Genomic DNA, 17744 nt, shown 5'->3' on the forward strand with positions numbered 1-17744 from the left:
CCCGAGGAAGGTATGGAAAACACCAAGGTTGCGATCAAGCGCCTGACTGCATCAGATCTGTCGTTCTTCAAAACCCACCTCAGGCTATCGAAGCAAAAGGCCATCAACCTCAATAGCGACATTTTCATCGATCGTTTCTATCCAGGCCTCAGAGGAATCACAGACCCGGTTCCCATGCCATTGGCAGTCATAGGCCCAGCAGGAAATGAACCACACCGTCTGATGCGCAAAGCATTGCGGCCCCCAGGTGCAAAGAACTGGCGACTCAACGGCGAAGTGATCCATGATCCGCCTGAGGCACCGGGCCGTTACGACAACCTTGCCGAGAACGACTTCGCCATCATTGCATTCCAAGGCAATGAACGACCTACTGCCGCAACACTTGTGCTTGTTTCAGCCAGAGGAGACCCTGCGCTCCACCAAGTCATCGAAAATACGCTTGAATTCCCTGGCAGGAGCACCATGCAGGCTCTTCCAGAAACGGGCCTCGCCAGGATGCGGGCGGAGACCACCACTGCCTATGGTACTGACGAACACCCTCTTGACTCCCTGCTCCTGAGCCAGGACACAATAGAAGATGTCTTGTTCGGAAATACCGTTCCAGAGCCGATTGTATCGGATGGTCGCTCTGTCGCACTGACAACCCAGGAACTTCGTGAACAACTTCGCCGCGCAGAAGAAACGGGTCAGCAGGGAGAAGAGTTGTTTGGAACTTGGCTGTCGGAGAGCGAGCACGGAGAAGAGGATTTCGATTGGGTATCGTCAACCCACGCGCGTGCAGCCTTTGATTTCGACGTACTTGCAGCCAGATGGATCGAGGACAGCCCCAGGGTATTCGTCGATGTCAAAACAACACAAGGTGCATTCGAGCGTCCGCTGCACATGAGCATCGCAGAACTACGCTTTGCAGCCAGAACGCCGAACTATCGAATCGCGCGGGTCTATGACCTTGCTGGTACGAGCCCCAAGTTGAAGATTCTTGCCTCAGTGGACCTGTATGCGAAAAAGGTCCTTGAGAGTCTGGCTTCCCTGCCGGCAGGTGTAAGTGTCGATAGCATCCAACTCAAACCAGAGGTCTTCACGGTTGAGCATTCCGTCATAATATCACGATTGATTTGAAGCCCACCAAGCCGGTTGGCTCGTAATACTGGTGATCTTCAGACCGTCACCTATTGCTCCACCGCTCATCCCCCACTTCCGCGGTGAGCAGGATGAGCGTCGCGGTGATGGCGGCCTGCACGTCCGGCGGGTCGCCCGTGAGCGCGTCCCGGTACAGGAAGAACTGTCCAACCCTCACGATGACGTTCGACAACGCGTCCAGGCTCATCGCCGGACGGAGGCGTCGTTCTCTCACGCCCTCCTCCAGCGCCCTCCGGATGCTCGCCGCACAGCGCTCTTCCACGCGGCTGCTCTTCGACATCAGCACCCGCATCGCATACTCGGAGTCCTGCTGGATGAAGCGCCGCAGCGGCGCATCCGCCACAATCAGGTGGATGAGGCGTTGGGTGACCTCCGCCACATGCGCCGCCCCCTCCTCCTTGAACTCGCGCCTCGCCGCCGTGAGCGCGGCCTCGAACCGGAAGGACAGCACCTCCCCATAGAGCAGCTCCCGCGTCCCCGCCCAGCGGAACACCGTCGCCCGGCTCACGCCCAGCTCCTGCGCCATCCGGCCGATATCGAACCGCTCCCCCTCGTCCCACCACCGCATCGCCAGGGCGAAGAGGTCCTGCGGCGTCGCCCGCGAGGGCACCTCCAACCGCTGCGAGAGCGGCGTCACCCGCCCCCGCGCCTTCTCTCGCGAAGCCGGCCGACGCGTCCTCGAAGGCGCCGCCTTCGTCGCGCTCCTCGCATCCTTCACGCGCGTGCGCTTCATGTCGCCGCGCTCAGCATCTTCCGCCGCCGCCGCCGCATCCCCGCCACCAGCACCCGCTGATACAGGGTCGGCAACAACCGCTGGAACAGGTCGATGAGCACCGCATCCCCACCAATGAGTTGCCTCCGACGGTTCTTCCGAATCGCCAGGAGGATGTCCTCGGCCGCCCGCTCCGGCGTGGTGGCGAACGACTTCTCGAAGTCACTCGACGACCGCTCGTCCGTCCACCCCGCGCGAGGCGTCACCCGCGCATTGCGCGCGATGTTCGTCTTGATACCCCCCGGGTGCACACAGGTGACGCCGATGGTCCCCGGCTCCACCTCGAGTTCCTGCCGCAGCGCCTCCGTGAAGCCCTTCACCGCGAACTTCGCCGAGTTGTACGCCGCCTGCGTCGGCACCCCAATCAACCCGAAGACGCTCGACACATTGACGATGTGCCCCTCGTCCACGGCCTTCAGGTGCGGCAGGAACGCCTTCGTCCCATACACCACGCCCCAGAAGTTGATGTTCATCAGCCACTCGAAGTCCTCGTACCGGGTGTCCTCGATGGTGGCCCCCAACGCGACGCCCGCGTTGTTGATGATGATGTGGACGCCGCCGAACTCCCGCGCCACCTCGTCCGCCCAGGTGTGCACCTGCTCGCGCTTCGCGACATCCACCCGGTCTACCCGGACACGGACGCCGTGCGCGCGGCACTGCGTCTCTGTCTCGGAGAGCCCCTGCACATTTACGTCCGACAACGCGACGTGACAGCCCTGACGCGCGAGCAACACCGCCGTCGCCCGGCCAATGCCCGAGCCCGCTCCGGTAATCGCCGCGACCTTGTCCTTCACCGATTTCATCCGTTGGCTCCGTTCCGCGTCCGGCCCGACAGACCCTCATCGAGCATGCGGCGCGACGACATCGCGAGCGCCGCCATCGCCACCGCGTCAGCCATGCGCCTTCTTCTGAAAACCCGCCTCACCCCTCGCACGCGCGCGCCGGTGGATGGCCACGTACTCCGTCGGCTCGAAGGCGGAGACACGGCGCCGGTAGTCGAACGTGAAGCCCGGCCACAGCGTCGAGTTGCGCCCCGTCGCATCCAGGTACCAGCTCACACAGCCGCCCCGCATCCACACCGTCTGGGCCATCCGCGTGTCGACCTCGCGAACGAACGCCTCCTGCGCGTCCGCCGTCGGCTCCACCGCCGCCAGCCCCCTGCCCTCCAGGTAGCGCAGCGCGCTGAGCACGTGCGCCAGCTGGCTCTCAATCATCAGGATGACGGACGTGTGCCCCAGCCCCGTGTTCGGCCCCAGCAACATGAAGAAGTTGGGGAACCCGCTCACCGACGTCCCCAGGTGCGCCTTCATGCTCCCCGCCCACGTCTCCGCCAGGGTGCGCCCGTCACGCCCCCGGATGTGCCGGGCGAAGGACGGCTCCGTTATCTGGAACCCCGTGCCGAAGATGAGCGCGTCCACCGGATGCTCCACGCCCGACGTCGTGACGACGGAGTGCTCGCGCACCTCCTGGAGCCCCTCCGTGACGACCTCGACGTTCTCCCGAGTCAGCGCCGGCAGATAGTCGTCCGACACCAGCACGCGCTTGCAGCCCAGGGTGTAGCCGGGCAGCAGCTTCGCGCGCAGCACCGGGTCCGGAACCGACGCCTTCAAGTGCCGCCACGCGCCCCGCTGCGCCAGGCGGATGATCCACGGATGCATGAAGGCCAGCGCGGACAGCTCCTTCACCGCATAGATGCCCGCGCGCATCAGCCACCGCGCCCCAGGGACGCGCGCGTACAGCCACTGCTTCCAACCGGAGATGGCGTAATCGTTGCGCGGAAGAATCCACGGCGGCGTGCGCTGGAAGAGGACCAGCTTCGCCACCTTCGGCTGGATGGCCGGGACGAACTGAATCGCGGACGCGCCCGTGCCCACCACCGCCACCTTGCGCCCCGCAAGCGAGTAGTCAGCGTCCCACCGCGCCGAGTGCATCACCTTGCCCTGGAAGCGCTCCAGGCCCGGAATGTCGGGCCGCACCGGCTCACCAAAGGCTCCCGCCGCGAGGATGAAGACGTCCGCCGTGAAGAGCCCCTCCGACGTCTGGAGGCGCCAGTGCCCCGCCTCGTCGTCCCAGCGCGCGTCCTCCACGGCGTGACGGAAGCGCACGTGGGTCACCACGCCGAACCGCTCCGCGCAGTCGCGCAGGTACGCGTGAATCTCCGCCTGGGGCGAGTACGCCCGAGACCAGCGTGGATTCGGCGCGAAGGAGAACGAGTACAGGTGCGACGGCACGTCACACGCGCAGCCCGGATACGCGTTGTCCCGCCAGACGCCGCCCACGTCGTCCGCGCGCTCCAGGACGACGAAGTCCTCCAGCCCCTCCTGCTTGAGCCGGATGGCCATCCCCAGGCCGCCGAACCCACTGCCCGCGATGGCCACGTGGAAGTGCCGCGTCAGGGGAAGGGACATCCTGGCCTCCAGTGGGAAATCCGCGCTACGGACTCCCAGCATGGCGCGTCATGAGTCACTTCGCAATCTTGACTCACCCATGACGTAGGACAGCGAGGTGTCGCACGAGAGGCAGCCTCGGGCGGGGGCACCGAGCCCACCGCCAGAAGGCCTACGCGCTCATGTGGTCGAAGAGCGTCTTGAAGCCGATGCCGATGAGCACCAGGCCGCCGAGGATTTCGATGCTGGTGCCAAAGCGCTCTCCCAGCCGCTTGCCAGCCCAGGCGCCGAGGATGGACAGCACGAAGGTCATCACGCCAATGACGCCGGTGGACAGCAGGATGCTCAGGTTCAGCGCGGGCAGCGTCACGCCCACGGCGAGCGCGTCGATGCTGGTGGCCACGCCGAGCGTCAGCAGCATGGGCAGCGGAATGCCCGTGGCGGCGCGCGTCTCCTCGTCATGGGAGAACGCCTCCCAAATCATGTGCCCACCCACCAGCGCGAGCAGCACGAAGGCAATCCAATGGTCCACCGCGGAGAAGTGCGTGAGGATGGCCTTGCCCCCGAGCGCACCGCCCAGGGACATGCCGAACTGGAACAGGCCAAAGGTCAACGCCAGCTTGAGGACATCCGGCGGACGGGCGCCGCGAATGGCCATGCCGCCAGAGACAGCGGTGGCATCCATCGCCACCCCGAGCGCGAGCAGGAACAGGGTCATGGGAGCCTCGGGCTACTCTTTCTCGATGTCGCGGTCCCAGAGCTGAACGCGGGTGTTCTCGTCGGTCAGCCGCCTGGTCAGCTCCGCTGCGATGGCCACGGAGCGGTGCTTGCCACCCGTGCACCCCAGCGCCACCGTGAGGTACGCCTTCCCCTCCTTCTGGTAGCGAGGGAAGAGGAAGCGGCACAGGTCCACGACCTTCTCGAGGAACTGCTGCGTCTCCTCGCGCTCCAACACGTACGCGGCCACCTTGGGCACCTTGCCCGTCAGCCCCTTCATCTCCGGGACGAAGTACGGGTTGGGCAGGAAGCGCACGTCCAGCACCAGGTCCGCCTGCGGCGGCACCCCGTACCGGTAGCCGAACGACATCACCGACAGGCTCGGCCCCGCGGCGGGCTCCGGACTGAAGCGCGCCTGCACCATCCGCTTCAAGTCGTGCACGTTCAGCACCGACGAGTCGATGACCTGGTCGGCGATTTCGCGCAAGTCACGCAGCTCCTGGCGCTCCGCCTTGATGCCATCCGCCACGGTGCCGTTGGGCGCCAGGGGATGGCGGCGGCGCGTCTCGCTGAAGCGACGGATGAGGCTGTCGTCGCTGGAGTCGAGGAAGAGCACCTCCACGTGGTGCCCGGCGCGGCGGACCTCGTCGAGCACGCGGGGGGCGTCCTTGAGGAACACGCCCTCGCGCACGTCCATCACCAGCGCCATGCGCTCGATGTTGCCCCCACCGGCGAGCTCCGTGAGCTTGGGCAGCAGCAGCACCGGCAGGTTGTCGATGCAGAAGAACCCCGCATCCTCCAACGCGCGGATGGCGGTGGACTTGCCGGAGCCGGACATGCCGGTGATGACGACCAACTGTTTCGCGGGCGCGGTCACTCGACCTCTTCTCCCAGGGTGCGGCGCATCGCCCCTTCGGCGATGGCTCGGTTGAGCCGCTCGGCGAATTCCCTCGCCGAGTGGTGGCCCTGAAGCTTCAACAACTGGTTGCGGGCGGCCACCTCGATGATGGTCGCCATGTTACGGCCTGGACGCACGGGTACCACCGACAGCGGGATGTCCACACCCACAATCTGCAGATGCTTGTCCTCCACGCCCAGCCGGTCGTACTCCTGATGGGGGTCCCATTCCTGCAGCTCGATGACGAGCTCGATTTTCTTCTGCTCGCGCACCGCCGCCACGCCGAACAGGTCCTTGATGTTGATGATGCCCAGGCCCCGAATCTCCATGTGGTGCTTGATGACCGGGTTGCCCGCGCCGTAGACGGCCCCCTTGCGCCGGGTGACGTCGACGATGTCGTCCGCCACCAGCCGGTGGGCCCGCATCACCAGGTCCAGGGCAATCTCGCTCTTGCCGATGCCGCTCTTGCCCAGCAGCAGGATGCCCACGCCGAAGACGTCCATCAGCACGCCGTGCAGGCTGCTGGACTCGGTGAGCGCCTCTTCCAGGAAGGACTGCACCCGGGTGATGAACTCGCTGGAGAGCAGCGGCGTCTTCATCAGCGCCAGCCCGCCGGCCTCGCACGCCGTCACCAGGACGGGCGGAATCTCCAGCTCCTTCGTCACCACGACGCACGCCAGGTCCTCTTCCTCGAAGAGCTTGGAGAGCGCCTCGCGCTGCCGGGGCTCCGGCAGGGTGGCCAGGTAGGAAATCTCGGTGTTGCCGAACACCTGGACCCGGTGGGGGTGGAGGTGCTCGGTGAAGCCCGCCAGCGCCAGCCCCGGCTTCTGGATGCGCGACGAGTCCACCGTCCGCGTCAGCCCGCTCGCGCCCGCGATGAGCGTGAGGCGCAAGTCGTAGTCGTGGTCCTCGATGAGCTGGGAGATGCGGATGGATTTCATCGTCGGGGCCTGGAATATCACCGGTGGGACCTTTTGAGGCGAAGTGCCCACCTGGCATGTCGTCCCCCACCTCTACCGCCGATTGCCCACCCGAGCGAAGCCCTGGCCGCCCTCCTGGGGAATCGCTTGGGACCTCAACAATGAGCGCCGAGGCCATTTCCCCGCGCCTCGCGCGTTGCTAAGCCCCGACCCATGTCCGACTGCCTCTTCTGCAAGATTCGAGACGGCCTCATTCCAGCCAAGGTCGTCTACAAGGACGACTCCTGCCTGGCCTTCGAGGACATCAATCCCCAGGCGCCCACGCACGTCCTGTTCATCCCCCGCAAGCACATCGCCACGGTGAACGACATCTCCACCGAGGACGAGGCGGCGGTGGGCCACCTCTTCGTGGCCGCGGCGAAGCTGGCCAAGGAGCGGAGCCACGACAGCAACGGGTACCGGGTGGTGATGAACACCCACCGCGACGCCGGGCAGACGGTGTTCCACATCCATCTGCACCTGCTGGCCGGTCGGCCGCTCCTCTGGCCGCCAGGCTGAGCGGGCGTCTCGCGCCGCGCCCCGGGCTGCCGGAGCGCTCTGGCCGGGAGTGGACGCGAGCCGGGTGAGCGGGTGCTAGCGTTCCCTGACAGCGCAGGGGTGCGCCGCGCATGCCCTTCACCACGGAATCCTCTCCCAGCAACCGCCGCGCCTATACGGTGCTCTCGCTCCTGCTCGCGGCGGTCGCCGGCGCGGTGAATGCGACGGGCTTCGTGGCGCTCGGCATGCACACCTCTCACATGTCCGGGAACATGGCGGCGCTGGGCGAGTCGCTTGCCACCGGCGAAGCGCGTCTCGCGGTGCTCGCCGCGCAGTTGCTCCTGTCCTTCGTGCTGGGCGCGGTGTGCGCGGCGGCCTTGCTGGATGCGTCCCGTCACCGCTCGCGAGGCCGGCACGTCGCCGCGCTGATGGTGGAGGTGGTGACGCTGGCCGGCATCGGCACGGCGCTCACGTCCTCGCCGGGGACGCGCGCGCCCGTGCTGATGTGGGGCCTGTCCTTCGCCATGGGGCTGCAGAACGCGCTCGTCACCCGGGTGTCCGGCGCGGTGGTGCGCACGACACACGTCACCGGAATCCTCACGGACATCGGCATCCAGTTGGTGCGGATGTTCGCCTGGGTACGAGACGGGGCTCGCGGCCAGGGCGTCGCCGGCGTGTGGCGCGGGCTGCGCGCCCTGCCCTCGGCCATCGAGTTCGAGCGCACGCGCCTGCACCTGGGACTGGGCGCCGCGTTCCTCCTGGGGTGCATCAGCGGGCCGCTGCTCTATGTCCGCCACGGGGCCGCGGCGCTGGGGTTGCCGTGCGCGGTGCTGCTCCTGCTCATCGGCCTGGACCTGAGCCCGGCGGCGCGACGCCAGCCGGACTCGGCCTCGCGCGCCTGAGTCACCGCCCGGCGGGCCGGGCCAGGGGCACCTTCGGCGGGCCCGAGGACGCCTCCACATCCACGACATTCACATCGGGTTCGATGTCCCGCAGCACCCGCAGCACGCTGCTGCGGTCATCCGTCCAGGCGAAGTCCTGCTCTTCACGCAACCCCAGGCGCCGCACGCGCGCCGTGGCGCGGGTGAACGTCGGGCCCCAGGAGAACTCACGGTCCGGACTGAGCAGCATCCAGTTGCTGCGCAGCGCGTCCCCTTGCGTGTCGTGGAAGACGAAGGCCGCGTGCATGCCCAGACGGCGCGCGTGCGACAGCGTCACCGGCACCAGGTCCAGGTGCACGTTGCTGATGTGCAACGCCAGCACGCCGTGCGGGGCCAGGTGCCGCTTGTACAGGGCCACGGCCTCCTCGGTGAGCAGGTGCACGGGGACGGAGTCCGAGGAGAAGACATCCAACGCCAGCACGTCGAACCCGCCGGGCTCGCCCCGCTCCAGCTCGCGCTCCAGGGAGATGCGCGCGTCCCCCTCCACCACCTCAATCGTCGCGGGCGAGTCGCTCAGGTAGCTGAAGAAGCCGCCCTCGCCTCGCGCCAGGGAGATGACCGCCGGGTTGATTTCATAGAAGCGCCCCAGGTCGCTCTTCTCCAGCAGCGCCGCGCTCGTCCCCACGCCCAACCCCAGCACGCCCATGCGCAGGCCCGGAGGCAGGCCCACCGCCGCGCGCAGCCGACGCTGCTCCGCGATGGCGAGCCCCAGCCCGGCCTCTCGCGTGTAGTACGTCGTGGGCCGCGAGCGGTACTCCGGCTTGACGTACTGCATGCCGTGGGTGATGGCGCCGTGGCGCTGACTGTAGAAGTGCTTCTCGGGGTCCCCCTCGCCCTGCTCCGTCACCCGCACCACGCCGAAGAAGTTCCGCTCGCTGAACAGCGCCTTGTCCAGCTCCCGGTTCACCGAGAGGAACAGGTTCACCGTCACCATGACGAGCATCGCGCCGCGCAGCACCCGTCGGCCCCGCTGACTCCACGTCTCGGCCGCCGGCCCGCGCACCATGCCCGCGAGCGCCACCGCGCAGCAGCCTCCCAGGGACAGCGGGTACTCCCAGTACGCGCGGAAGAAGACGGTGGCCACGCCGCTGACGAACAGCGCGCCCAGCACGCCACCAGCGGACACCCACAGGTAGAAGGCACTCAGGTGACTCGGCGCCGGACGCAGCCGGTACAGCTCGCCGTGACACACCATGCAGCCGGCGAAGAGCGACAAGGCGTAGGCGAGGAGCTGGAGGGGGAGCGGAAAGTGGGCCCCCGCCGCGTGCGCGTGCGCCACCGCCGCTCCCGAGCCGATGAGCAGCACCCCGTAGATGGTGCGCGAATAGAAGGACTCGCGCGAGAAGGCGATGATGAAGGTGAGCAGGTAGACGGCCAGCGGCAGCACCCAAAGGAAGGGGCCCGCGGCCACGTCCTGCGAGAGCTGGTTCGTCGTCGCGAGCAGCAGCACCGACGCGCACGTGGCCAGCCCGAGCCACGCCAGCGTGCGCGCCACTCCAGGCCGGGCCTCGGAGTCGATGGGGGCGGGCGCGCCTCGCGCTTCTCGCCGCATCGCCTCGAAGGCCGCTTCACGCACCGCATCCGGGTCCGTCCTTGCCGATGACGCGGGCTCCAGTGACGTCGGGGAGGAGGCCACGGCGAGCCCGTTCTCCGTGCTCGCACGGGCGCTGGCCTCGGCCCTCCGCGAAGCGCCCTCACCCTCCTGCGCGGCGGCACCGTGCGGGCCCGAGACACCGCCCGTCGCCACCGCGGGCCAGGCACCGATTGCGCCCGTCCCCAGCACCTCGGCGCTCACCGGCAGCTCGCCCGTGACACCCACGCCCGACGACGCGCTCACGACGTTGACGCCAGCTCCCTCCGCCCCTGTCGAGCCCGCCGTCCCCCGCTCGTGTCGCAGCACGTCCACCGCGCACACCGCGCAGGCCACCGCGAAGAGGACGAAGCCCACGCCCCAGCCCCACGCCTGAGAGGCCCGCCCCACCCACGGCTCCACCAGGAAGGGGTAGCCCAGGAGCGCCAGCAGCGAGCCCACGTTGGACAGGGCATACAGCGCATACGGTGAGCGGCCGGGCCTGGCTCGGGCGAACCAGGACTGCAAGAGCGGCCCCGTCGTGCTCAGCACGAAGAACGGCAGGCCGATGGTGGCCGTCAGCATCGCCAGGAGCCGGGGCACCGCCAGCTCCGTGCCCACTGGACGCCACTCCGGCCCTGGCGCCACCGGCGAACCCACCCACAGCGCCCTCGCCCCCAGCACCGCCACCGCCACCGCCACCACCCCCAGATGCACCTTCGCCTGCGTCCTCGGCGTCAGTCGCGACGCGAGCCCGTGCGCATACGCATACCCGCCCAGCAGCGCCGCCTGGAAGAACAGCATGCACGCGGTCCAGACGCCGGGCGTGCCGCCATACCAGGGCAACGCATACCGCCCCGCGAGGGGCTGAACTCCGAACAACAGGAAGGCACTGGTGAAGATGGCGACGGCGTAACGGAGCATGCAGAACCTTGAGGCGGAATCAGACAGCGGGCGCGGGGGCCGCGGGTGAACGCCGGGAGCGCAGCGCACGCGCCCCAATCGTGAAGAGAGACAATGCCAACGCCAGCAACACCACCGCCACCACCCCGTTCACCCGGGAGGCGGCGGAGCTCGTCGGTAGCAGCGCCTCGCGCACCAGGAGGACGAGGCTGGTGAGCGTCACGGCCCCCACGAACAGCATGGGCACCAGCGCATAGACATACGGCCGGTTCGTGCTCTTGAGCCACACACAGACACCCAGGAGCGACAGCGAGGCGAGCAGCTGATTCGACGTGCCGAACAACGTCCAGAACGAGCGCCATGCCCCCGTGCCCGCCAGCAGCACGAAGGCCAGCGGCACCCCGCACGTCACGGCCGTGGCCACCATCGCCGACACCCGCCCCTTCTTGCCCGTCAGCTCCTGGAGGATGTAGCGCCCCAGCCGCGTGGACACGTCCAGCGTGTCGAACACGAAGGTGGAGAAGGCCATGGCGCCGAACGTCGTGGCGAAGACGAGGTGCTCCTTGCCCAGCACCGTGACGAGGAAGCGTCCCAGGCCCGCGCCGTACACCGCGCCCGGTGCCTTGCCCGTCAGCTCGCCCTTGGTGGCAATCATCACCGTCGCCAGCGCGATGACCGCCACGAAGCCCTCCAGCAACATCGCTCCGTAGCCCACCGGCTTGCAGTGCGGCTCCTTGTCTATCTGCTTCGACGTGGTGCCCGAGCACACCAGCCCGTGGAAGCCCGAGCACGCCCCGCAGGCGATGGTGACGAAGAGGAAGGGGAACAGCGCGCCTCCCGGCCCCGGCACGTCGAAGCCCGCGAAGGCCGGCTGCTCAATCGACAGCTCCCCGGTCAGCCCGCCGTAGAAGATGCCCACCACGCCCACCGCCAGCGCCGCGTAGAGCACGAAGCCGCCCAGGTAACCGCGCGGCTGCAAGAGCACCCACACCGGCGTGAGCGACGCGACGAAGCAGTACGCGAGGATGAGCGCCGCCCAGCCGCGCGCATCCATCACCAACAGCGTGGACATTCGCGTGCCCAGGAACACCACGCCCAGCGTCGCCGGCACGAAGATGAGCGTCTGCAGCCACAAGGGCGGCTTCAGGTAGCGGTCCACCCATCCCATCACCATCGCCAGCCCCAGGTAGGCAATGGACGCGAAGGCCACCGCGCCTCCCAGGTTGAAGCGGAAGGTGAGGCCCTCCAGCTCCGCGTCACCGCTGACGAACGTCGCGGCCGTCGCATCCGTGAAGGCGACGATGACGTAGACGAGCGCCACCCAGATGAAGGCCAGCATCGCCAGCCCCGCCGTGGGTCCCAGGTGGCTGCGCACCACTTCCGCGATGGAGACGGCGCCGTGCCGCACGCTGGCCACCAGCGTGGCGAAGTCGTGCATCGCGCCGATGAACACCGAGCCCACCGCAATCCACAACAGCGCCGGCAGCCAGCCGAACTGCTGCGCCGCGAGGATGGGACCGGCGATGGGGCCCGCCGCGGCAATCGCGCTGAAGTGCTGGCCCAGCAGATAGAAGGGCTTCGTCGGCACGAAGTCCACGCCGTCGTTCTTCGTGTGCGCGGGCGTGGCGGTCTCGCCGTCCAGACGGAACTGCCGGGCGATGAAGCCGCCGTAGAAACGATAGCCGAGGGCCAGCACCACCAGGAACACGCCGGCAATCAGGGGGAGGCTCATCCCTGAAGGCTTTCTTGCTCGGGACTTCCGGTCAACTCCATGACTTCTGGATGCCTCGGGAACAAGGCGGCGGACTCACTGCGTCAACCGGTCCAGTTGCCGCTGCGCCTCCCTCTTCAGCCGCTTCACCTTTTCAATGAGCTTCGGGTCGGGCTCCCCTTCGGAAGCCGCCACGAACTCGCGCGTGTCGTCCCGCTGCGAGCACAGGAGGCCCAGGTTGTCGCAGGAGCTGATGTCCTCCAGCTTCTTGAACACATTGAGCGTCTCCTTCCACTCCCTCTTCAGCTCGGCCTGGGCCTTGCTCGTAGGGGCCGTGACGATTCGCACGCGAGAGGCCGGGGTGCGCTTCGGAGAGGCCGACTTCGGAGGGGCGGGCTTCGTGGCGCTGTTGTTGTTCGACAGCGGGGCCAGGAGCGAGTCCTCGCCCTGATTGTCCTCGGCCTGCGCCGTCAGAGGCGGCACCGGGGCGCTCTCGGGTGTGGGCGAGGGGCTGTCCCCTGCGGCCTCCACGCCCGGCGCGGCCGATGAAGGCACGTCTGGCGCGGGCTCCGCGCGAGCCATGGCGGTGTCGGAAGGCGGGGGCGGAGTCCGCTCGATGGGCTTCGCGGCCGGAGGGCCCTCGTTGACCTGGGCGAGCCCAAACTGCTGTGCCAGGAGCTTGAGTAGTTCGGGCTTCAGGACGAGCGCGGCGGCGCCCGCCAGCAACGCGCCCAGGCCGCCCAGCACCACCACCCACATCACCACGGACCTGCCCTTGGAGCGCCGGGGCATGGAGGTCCTGCGGGTGTCCTCTCCGGCGCGGCGCGCGGTGGCCTGCGCGTTGGGCCGGACGGGTACCGCCGTGCGGCGCGTCTCGTCGTGAGAGGGCATGGACACGCGAACATCCGCGTCCTCCTCCTCGTCCTCGGCGGGCTCGGGTGCGGGCGCCGGGGCTGGCGCGGGACGGATGACGGAGGCGGACCCGGTGCGCCGGCCGCCCTGCACGGGCCGCATGCCGGGAGAGGACGCCCGAACACGGCTCGAGCCCGTCTTCGGACGCGCGCCCCCCTGCCGCTCCTCGTGCTCCCGCGCGGCGCCCTCCGCATCGCGAAGGAAGCCCTCGTCGAGCACCACGCGAGGCTGGGTGTCCTCATGGGCGACGGCCGCGGGACGCATGTCCGCCACGCGCGGCCCCCGAGGGTCCGTGTCCGAGTCGCGAGGCCCGCGAGGCTGCGTGTCGTCGGAGCGCTCCGCGCGCGGCGGCCGGGACGCGCGCGGGTTGGTGTCCATCTCCTCCACCCGCGCCGCCTGCTCGTCGTGGCCCATCTGCTCGGGCGTGAGCACCGGCATCTCGGCCCCATCCGACTCGAAGCCCGCCAAGGCCTCGGCATCGGAGTCGGCCCCACTCGCTTCAGCGCCTCGGGACGAAGGCGCGCCGCCCGGGGCCGGGCGCGCGGGCGTGCCCGGCGTCGCGGGCAGGGAGACGGCCGGCATCATCATCACCCCCGAGCGCGTCGGAGCGCCCGGTGGCGGAGAGGAGAACGGGCCGCTCGCCGCGGAGACCGCGGGCATCACCATCGCCCCCGAGCGCGCCGGAGCCCCGGGAGGCAGCGACCCCGAAGGAGCGCTCAGCGCCTGACGCTGCGGCATCGTCGCGGGCGGCACCGGCGCGGCGGGCGGCGGCAGGGGCGCTGGAGGCGGAGGCCCACCGGGACGGGGACCCGAGGCGGGCGCCGGAGACCGGGACGTCGCGCCGGGCCGCAGCAACTCGCCCCCAGCTCCACGCAGCGGCTCCGCGCGGGGCTCCGTCGGCTCCACCGGCCAGGGGGACGGCCCGGCGTCGGCGGGGCCGACCACGGAGCCCATGGGCACCAGCTCCAGCTCCGTGGGCCGCATGTCCGGCCGCGAAGGCGGCGGCGCGGGCGGCGTCCAGGGGGCGGGCGGAATGGCCTCTGGCGGCATCGTGGCCAGCGGCACCTCGCGCGTCTGCGAGGGAGGGCGAATCACCGCGGGGACCGCGGGCGACGGCGCGGGAGGAGGGCGGTTGAAGGCCTCCGGCTCCACCTCCACCGAGGGCGACGTGTCCGGATTCAGCCGGCTTGCCCGGGCGCGGGCTTCTTCCTCCAGGGCCTCCAGCGGGAAGGCGGGCCGCGTGGACTCGTCCATGGGGATGCCCGGACGCGTCTCACCGTCGTTCACCGGCCCCCCGGCCTCACGGCTGCGCGGCGTGGGGTGGAAGGAGAGCGCCTCCACCGGGCCATCCAGCCGGATGGTCTTCGCGGGCAGAATCGCCCCCGCCGGCAGCGTCGCGCGGGGCGCGGGGCCCCCGTCATCCTGCTCCGAGGCGCCCGAGCGAGGCTCCGGGGCACCGCCACCGCGCGGCACCTCCTTGAGGCTGGCCAGGAGGCGCCGCTCGGACTGGAAGTCCGCGGTGAACAGCTCGCGCATGAAGCGGCTGACGCTCTCCGGGCCCGCGTTCGCGTCAATCTCCATCAGGCACGTCTGCAGCCGGCCGCGGAACTCCTCCGCCGTCTGGAAGCGCTGCGCGGGGTCCACCTCCAACGCCTTGGCCACCAGCGCCGTCACCGAGCGCGGCGTGAGCGGCTCCACCTCGTCCAGCGGCGGCACCTTGGGGTTGGCGACGACGGACATCAGCTCGCCGGGGTGGATGCCGTCGAAGGGATTCTTCCCGGCGATGAGCTCGTAGAGCGTGAGGCCCACCGCGTACAAGTCACTGCGGCGGTCCACCGGCTGGTGCCGCGCCTGCTCCGGGGACATGTAGAGGAACTTGCCCAGGATGATGCTGGGGTTCGTCTTCGCCGCCGACAGCCGGCTCTTGGCCAGCCCGAAGTCGACGACCTTCACCTCCCCTTCGTAGGAGATGAGGATGTTCTGCGGAGAGATGTCCCGATGGACCAGCTTCAGGTCCTCGCCGTCGTCATCCTTCTTGCGGTGCGCATAGGCGAGCGCGTCCAGCACCCGGCCCATGACATAGAGGATGAAGGTGAGCGGCAGCGGCACCTGCCTGTCGCGCACCCGGGCGGCCACCTTGCGCAGGTCCTTGCCGTCCACGTACTCGAGGGCCATGTAGGCCTCGGCCTCGTGCAGCCCCATGTCCAGCACCTGGGCGATGGAGCCGTGGCTCAGCCGGACCAGGGTGCGCGCCTCGCCCACGAAGCGCTCGACGAAGTCGGTGTCCTCCGCGAGCTGCGGGAGGATCTTCTTGATGACGCACAGCTTCTCGAAGCCCTGCGCGCCCTCCAGGCGGGCGAGGTAGATCTCGCCCATGCCGCCCGTCGCCAGATGGGACAGGAGGGTGTACCGGCCAAAGGGCTGAGGCCGGAACGGACGCAGCCGGGCGGAAGGGTTATGGGCGTTCATGGAGGCGGGGGTCCACCATTGGGACTCCATTGAACCCCGTCCAGGGCCACTGCATCAACCCGTCAACCTGCCGCGAGGGGTTTTCACCGCAGGCCCGGGTTGGTGAGCGTGCCGACGTCCTCGTCGAGCACCTCGAAGACGGCCACCTTCTCCCGGGGTGCGCGGACCAGCCGCTCTCCCAGGGGCATCACGTCGAAGCGGGCCCCCACGGAGGCCAGCATCTTCCCCGTCATCAGCACCTGCCCGGGGTTGCCCGTGGCGGCCAGCCACCCTGCGACGGGCATGCCCTCGCCCACGGCCGTGTAGTCCGAGCGCACCTCGCTGCCGATCATCCCCACCAGCGCGCGCGTGGTGTGCAGGGCCAGCCGCAGCTCGCAGCGCTCGTCCTGGGGGCGGCGGCTCATGGCCCGCTCCCAGTCGGAGCGCAGGGACAGCGCGGCGCGCACGGCCCGCACGGAGTCCTCGCCCTTCATGTACGGCACGCCGAAGAGCGCCCGCATGGAGTCGCCCAGGAAGCCCTCCACCGTGGCCTCGAAGCTGAACACGATGCCGGTGGCGCGCGCGTGGAAGTCGTTGAGCAGTTGGGTGGCCTTGGCCGCGCCGATGCGAAGGGCCAGGGCGCCAAAGCCCACCAGCTCCACGTGCAGCACGGTGAGGGTGCGCTCCTCCAGGCCCGTCAGCCTGCCTCCCTGGCGAAGGGCCTCGGAGGCGCGGCGCTCGGCGATGTCCGGCGGGTGGAAGCGCTCCAGCGTGCGGCGCGCGCGCTCCAGCGTGGCGCCGCCCTCCTTGGGGGAGAACTTCTGCACGCCCGTGGCCACCAGGTGGGCCACCGCCGAGCAGGCGTCCAGCATGGGCTCCAGCCCGTCCCCCTTGGTGGTGGTGTTGACGTAGAGGACGCCCGCGTACGGGGGCTCCGCGCCAATGGGGATGCACAGCACGCTGTCCACGGCGTAGAGGATGACGCTCTCGCGCGCGGCGAAGCGGCGGTCGTCGCGCACGTCGCCCACCGCGAGCGCGCGGCCCTGCTTCAGCGCCTCCTCGACGATGGCGTCCGACACGGGCACCTCGCCCTTGGCCAGCTTGCCCCGGTGGCGCACGGCCGCGGGCACCAGCGCGCCCGTGGGGTGCTTGAGCAGCACCACCGCCGTCGTCGCGTCCGTGCGCTCCAGGAGCCGGTCCATCGTCGTGTCCAGGAAGGTGGACAGCGTGGTGGCGGTGGAGAGCGCTTCCGCGGTGCGGAACATCAGCACCAGCGTCTCCTGGCCCACGCGGGGACTGGCGGACGCAATCGGCGTGGACGCGGTGCTGAAGTCCTCGAAGGGCATGGGCCCCACGTTGTCCAACAGGCGCAGCACGTCCGCGTCCCGCACGCTCTTGGCGAGCAGCACGGAGGGGCCCACGTCCTGCCCATGGCCGAAGCGCACGACGCCGCCCGCGCCCAGGTCCACCATCTCCGTGGCCGCGTTCTCCACCGTGTTGGGCTGGCGGACCGCGAGCGTGTTCTCGCCCAGCGCCACGGTGTCCCCGGTGGACAGCTGCCGCGAGCCCTGCAGCGGCGCGCCGTTCACACGACTGCCGTTACGGCTGCCCAGGTCCTCGATGCGGAGGATATCCGCCTCGACGTACAGGCGCGCGTGTCGGCGCGAGACGAGGTCGCCACCGAGGACGATATCGTTCTCGTCCGCTCGGCCCAGGCTCGTCACGCCCTCGGGCAAATCGTAGGACGTATCGAAGTAGCCGGGCCCGTTGATGATGATCTGCCACATCGAATGCCCGACATTACACGACTCTCCCGTCTCATGAGAGAAGGAGACACCGCTTCGAGAGGGGGGACAGGAGTGACCCGGACCACGGGCGCGAGTGCCAT

At 69.2% G+C, this 17744-nt stretch carries 13 protein-coding genes; 3 read left to right on the top strand and 10 right to left on the bottom strand.

Annotated features, from left to right (window positions below; all coding sequences use genetic code 11):
* Positions 1 to 12 precede the first annotated feature (12 nt).
* Complete coding sequence (locus G4D83_RS07325) at positions 13 to 1119, top strand: hypothetical protein (RefSeq protein ID WP_163863961.1); 1107 nt, start codon at positions 13 to 15, stop codon at positions 1117 to 1119.
* 46 nt (positions 1120 to 1165) lie between these two features.
* Here the strand turns inward: G4D83_RS07325 and G4D83_RS07330 are convergent, their stop codons facing one another.
* The 6 genes from G4D83_RS07330 to hprK all read right to left on the bottom strand — a co-directional run bounded on the left by G4D83_RS07330 (position 1166) and on the right by hprK (position 6855).
* The gene (locus tag G4D83_RS07330) at positions 1166 to 1873 is read right to left on the bottom strand and encodes a QsdR family transcriptional regulator (protein WP_163863962.1); all 708 of its coding nucleotides are present in this window, start codon (positions 1871 to 1873) and stop codon (positions 1166 to 1168) included.
* A complete protein-coding gene (locus tag G4D83_RS07335) occupies positions 1870 to 2715 on the bottom strand; it encodes an SDR family NAD(P)-dependent oxidoreductase (RefSeq protein ID WP_163863963.1) in 846 nt (281 codons plus the stop codon). The genes G4D83_RS07330 and G4D83_RS07335 overlap by 4 nt, the downstream gene beginning before the upstream one ends.
* 87 nt (positions 2716 to 2802) lie before the next feature.
* Complete coding sequence (locus tag G4D83_RS07340) at positions 2803 to 4320, bottom strand: flavin-containing monooxygenase (protein WP_163863964.1); 1518 nt, start codon at positions 4318 to 4320, stop codon at positions 2803 to 2805.
* Between the two features lie 151 nt (positions 4321 to 4471).
* Positions 4472 to 5017 (bottom strand): manganese efflux pump MntP, encoded by a 546-nt coding sequence (locus G4D83_RS07345; RefSeq protein WP_163863965.1) that lies wholly within the window; start codon positions 5015 to 5017, stop codon positions 4472 to 4474.
* 12 nt (positions 5018 to 5029) lie between these two features.
* Entirely contained in the window at positions 5030 to 5893 is an 864-nt protein-coding gene (gene rapZ, locus G4D83_RS07350; RefSeq protein WP_163863966.1) for an RNase adapter RapZ, read from the bottom strand.
* Positions 5890 to 6855, bottom strand: a complete 966-nt coding sequence (gene hprK, locus G4D83_RS07355; protein ID WP_163863967.1) for an HPr(Ser) kinase/phosphatase — start codon at positions 6853 to 6855, stop codon at positions 5890 to 5892. The genes rapZ and hprK overlap by 4 nt, the downstream gene beginning before the upstream one ends.
* Positions 6856 to 7047: 192 nt before the next feature.
* On the opposite strand from hprK, the gene G4D83_RS07360 reads away from it, so the two are divergent.
* Both G4D83_RS07360 and G4D83_RS07365 read left to right on the top strand, forming a co-directional pair.
* Positions 7048 to 7392 carry a histidine triad nucleotide-binding protein gene (locus G4D83_RS07360; RefSeq protein ID WP_163863968.1) on the top strand — a complete coding sequence of 115 codons (345 nt, stop codon included), beginning with the start codon at positions 7048 to 7050 and terminating at the stop codon, positions 7390 to 7392.
* 110 nt (positions 7393 to 7502) lie between these two features.
* Positions 7503 to 8273 (top strand): YoaK family protein, encoded by a 771-nt coding sequence (locus G4D83_RS07365; protein WP_163863969.1) that lies wholly within the window; start codon positions 7503 to 7505, stop codon positions 8271 to 8273.
* 1 nt (position 8274) lies between these two features.
* On the opposite strand, the gene G4D83_RS07370 is transcribed toward G4D83_RS07365, so the two are convergent.
* The 4 genes from G4D83_RS07370 to G4D83_RS07385 form a co-directional block, all read right to left on the bottom strand.
* Positions 8275 to 10806, bottom strand: coding sequence for a spermidine synthase (locus G4D83_RS07370; protein ID WP_163863970.1), 2532 nt, complete (start codon positions 10804 to 10806; stop codon positions 8275 to 8277).
* A 19-nt stretch (positions 10807 to 10825) separates the two neighbouring features.
* Positions 10826 to 12517 (bottom strand): carbon starvation CstA family protein, encoded by a 1692-nt coding sequence (locus tag G4D83_RS07375; protein ID WP_163863971.1) that lies wholly within the window; start codon positions 12515 to 12517, stop codon positions 10826 to 10828.
* Between the two features lie 75 nt (positions 12518 to 12592).
* A complete protein-coding gene (locus G4D83_RS07380; RefSeq protein ID WP_163863972.1) occupies positions 12593 to 15877 on the bottom strand; it encodes a serine/threonine-protein kinase in 3285 nt (1094 codons plus the stop codon).
* Positions 15878 to 15960: 83 nt separating this feature from the next.
* Positions 15961 to 17643, bottom strand: coding sequence for an FHA domain-containing protein (locus G4D83_RS07385; protein ID WP_163863973.1), 1683 nt, complete (start codon positions 17641 to 17643; stop codon positions 15961 to 15963).
* Positions 17644 to 17744: the final 101 nt, after the last annotated feature.

It is taken from the genome of Myxococcus eversor (assembly GCF_010894455.1).
GTDB lineage: Bacteria > Myxococcota > Myxococcia > Myxococcales > Myxococcaceae > Myxococcus > Myxococcus eversor.

What these genes read in the sequence shown, in the direction of transcription:
- G4D83_RS07365 (WP_163863969.1), top strand. Translation starts at nt 7,503, where the DNA reads ATGCCCTTCACCACGGAATCCTCTCCCAGCAACCGCCGCGCCTATACG.
- G4D83_RS07385 (WP_163863973.1), bottom strand. Translation starts at nt 17,643, where the DNA reads ATGTGGCAGATCATCATCAACGGGCCCGGCTACTTCGATACGTCCTAC.
- G4D83_RS07325 (WP_163863961.1), top strand. Translation starts at nt 13, where the DNA reads ATGGAAAACACCAAGGTTGCGATCAAGCGCCTGACTGCATCAGATCTG.
- G4D83_RS07340 (WP_163863964.1), bottom strand. Translation starts at nt 4,320, where the DNA reads ATGTCCCTTCCCCTGACGCGGCACTTCCACGTGGCCATCGCGGGCAGT.
- G4D83_RS07335 (WP_163863963.1), bottom strand. Translation starts at nt 2,715, where the DNA reads ATGAAATCGGTGAAGGACAAGGTCGCGGCGATTACCGGAGCGGGCTCG.
- G4D83_RS07370 (WP_163863970.1), bottom strand. Translation starts at nt 10,806, where the DNA reads ATGCTCCGTTACGCCGTCGCCATCTTCACCAGTGCCTTCCTGTTGTTC.
- G4D83_RS07330 (WP_163863962.1), bottom strand. Translation starts at nt 1,873, where the DNA reads ATGAAGCGCACGCGCGTGAAGGATGCGAGGAGCGCGACGAAGGCGGCG.
- G4D83_RS07345 (WP_163863965.1), bottom strand. Translation starts at nt 5,017, where the DNA reads ATGACCCTGTTCCTGCTCGCGCTCGGGGTGGCGATGGATGCCACCGCT.
- G4D83_RS07380 (WP_163863972.1), bottom strand. Translation starts at nt 15,877, where the DNA reads ATGAACGCCCATAACCCTTCCGCCCGGCTGCGTCCGTTCCGGCCTCAG.
- G4D83_RS07360 (WP_163863968.1), top strand. Translation starts at nt 7,048, where the DNA reads ATGTCCGACTGCCTCTTCTGCAAGATTCGAGACGGCCTCATTCCAGCC.
- hprK (WP_163863967.1), bottom strand. Translation starts at nt 6,855, where the DNA reads ATGAAATCCATCCGCATCTCCCAGCTCATCGAGGACCACGACTACGAC.
- G4D83_RS07375 (WP_163863971.1), bottom strand. Translation starts at nt 12,517, where the DNA reads ATGAGCCTCCCCCTGATTGCCGGCGTGTTCCTGGTGGTGCTGGCCCTC.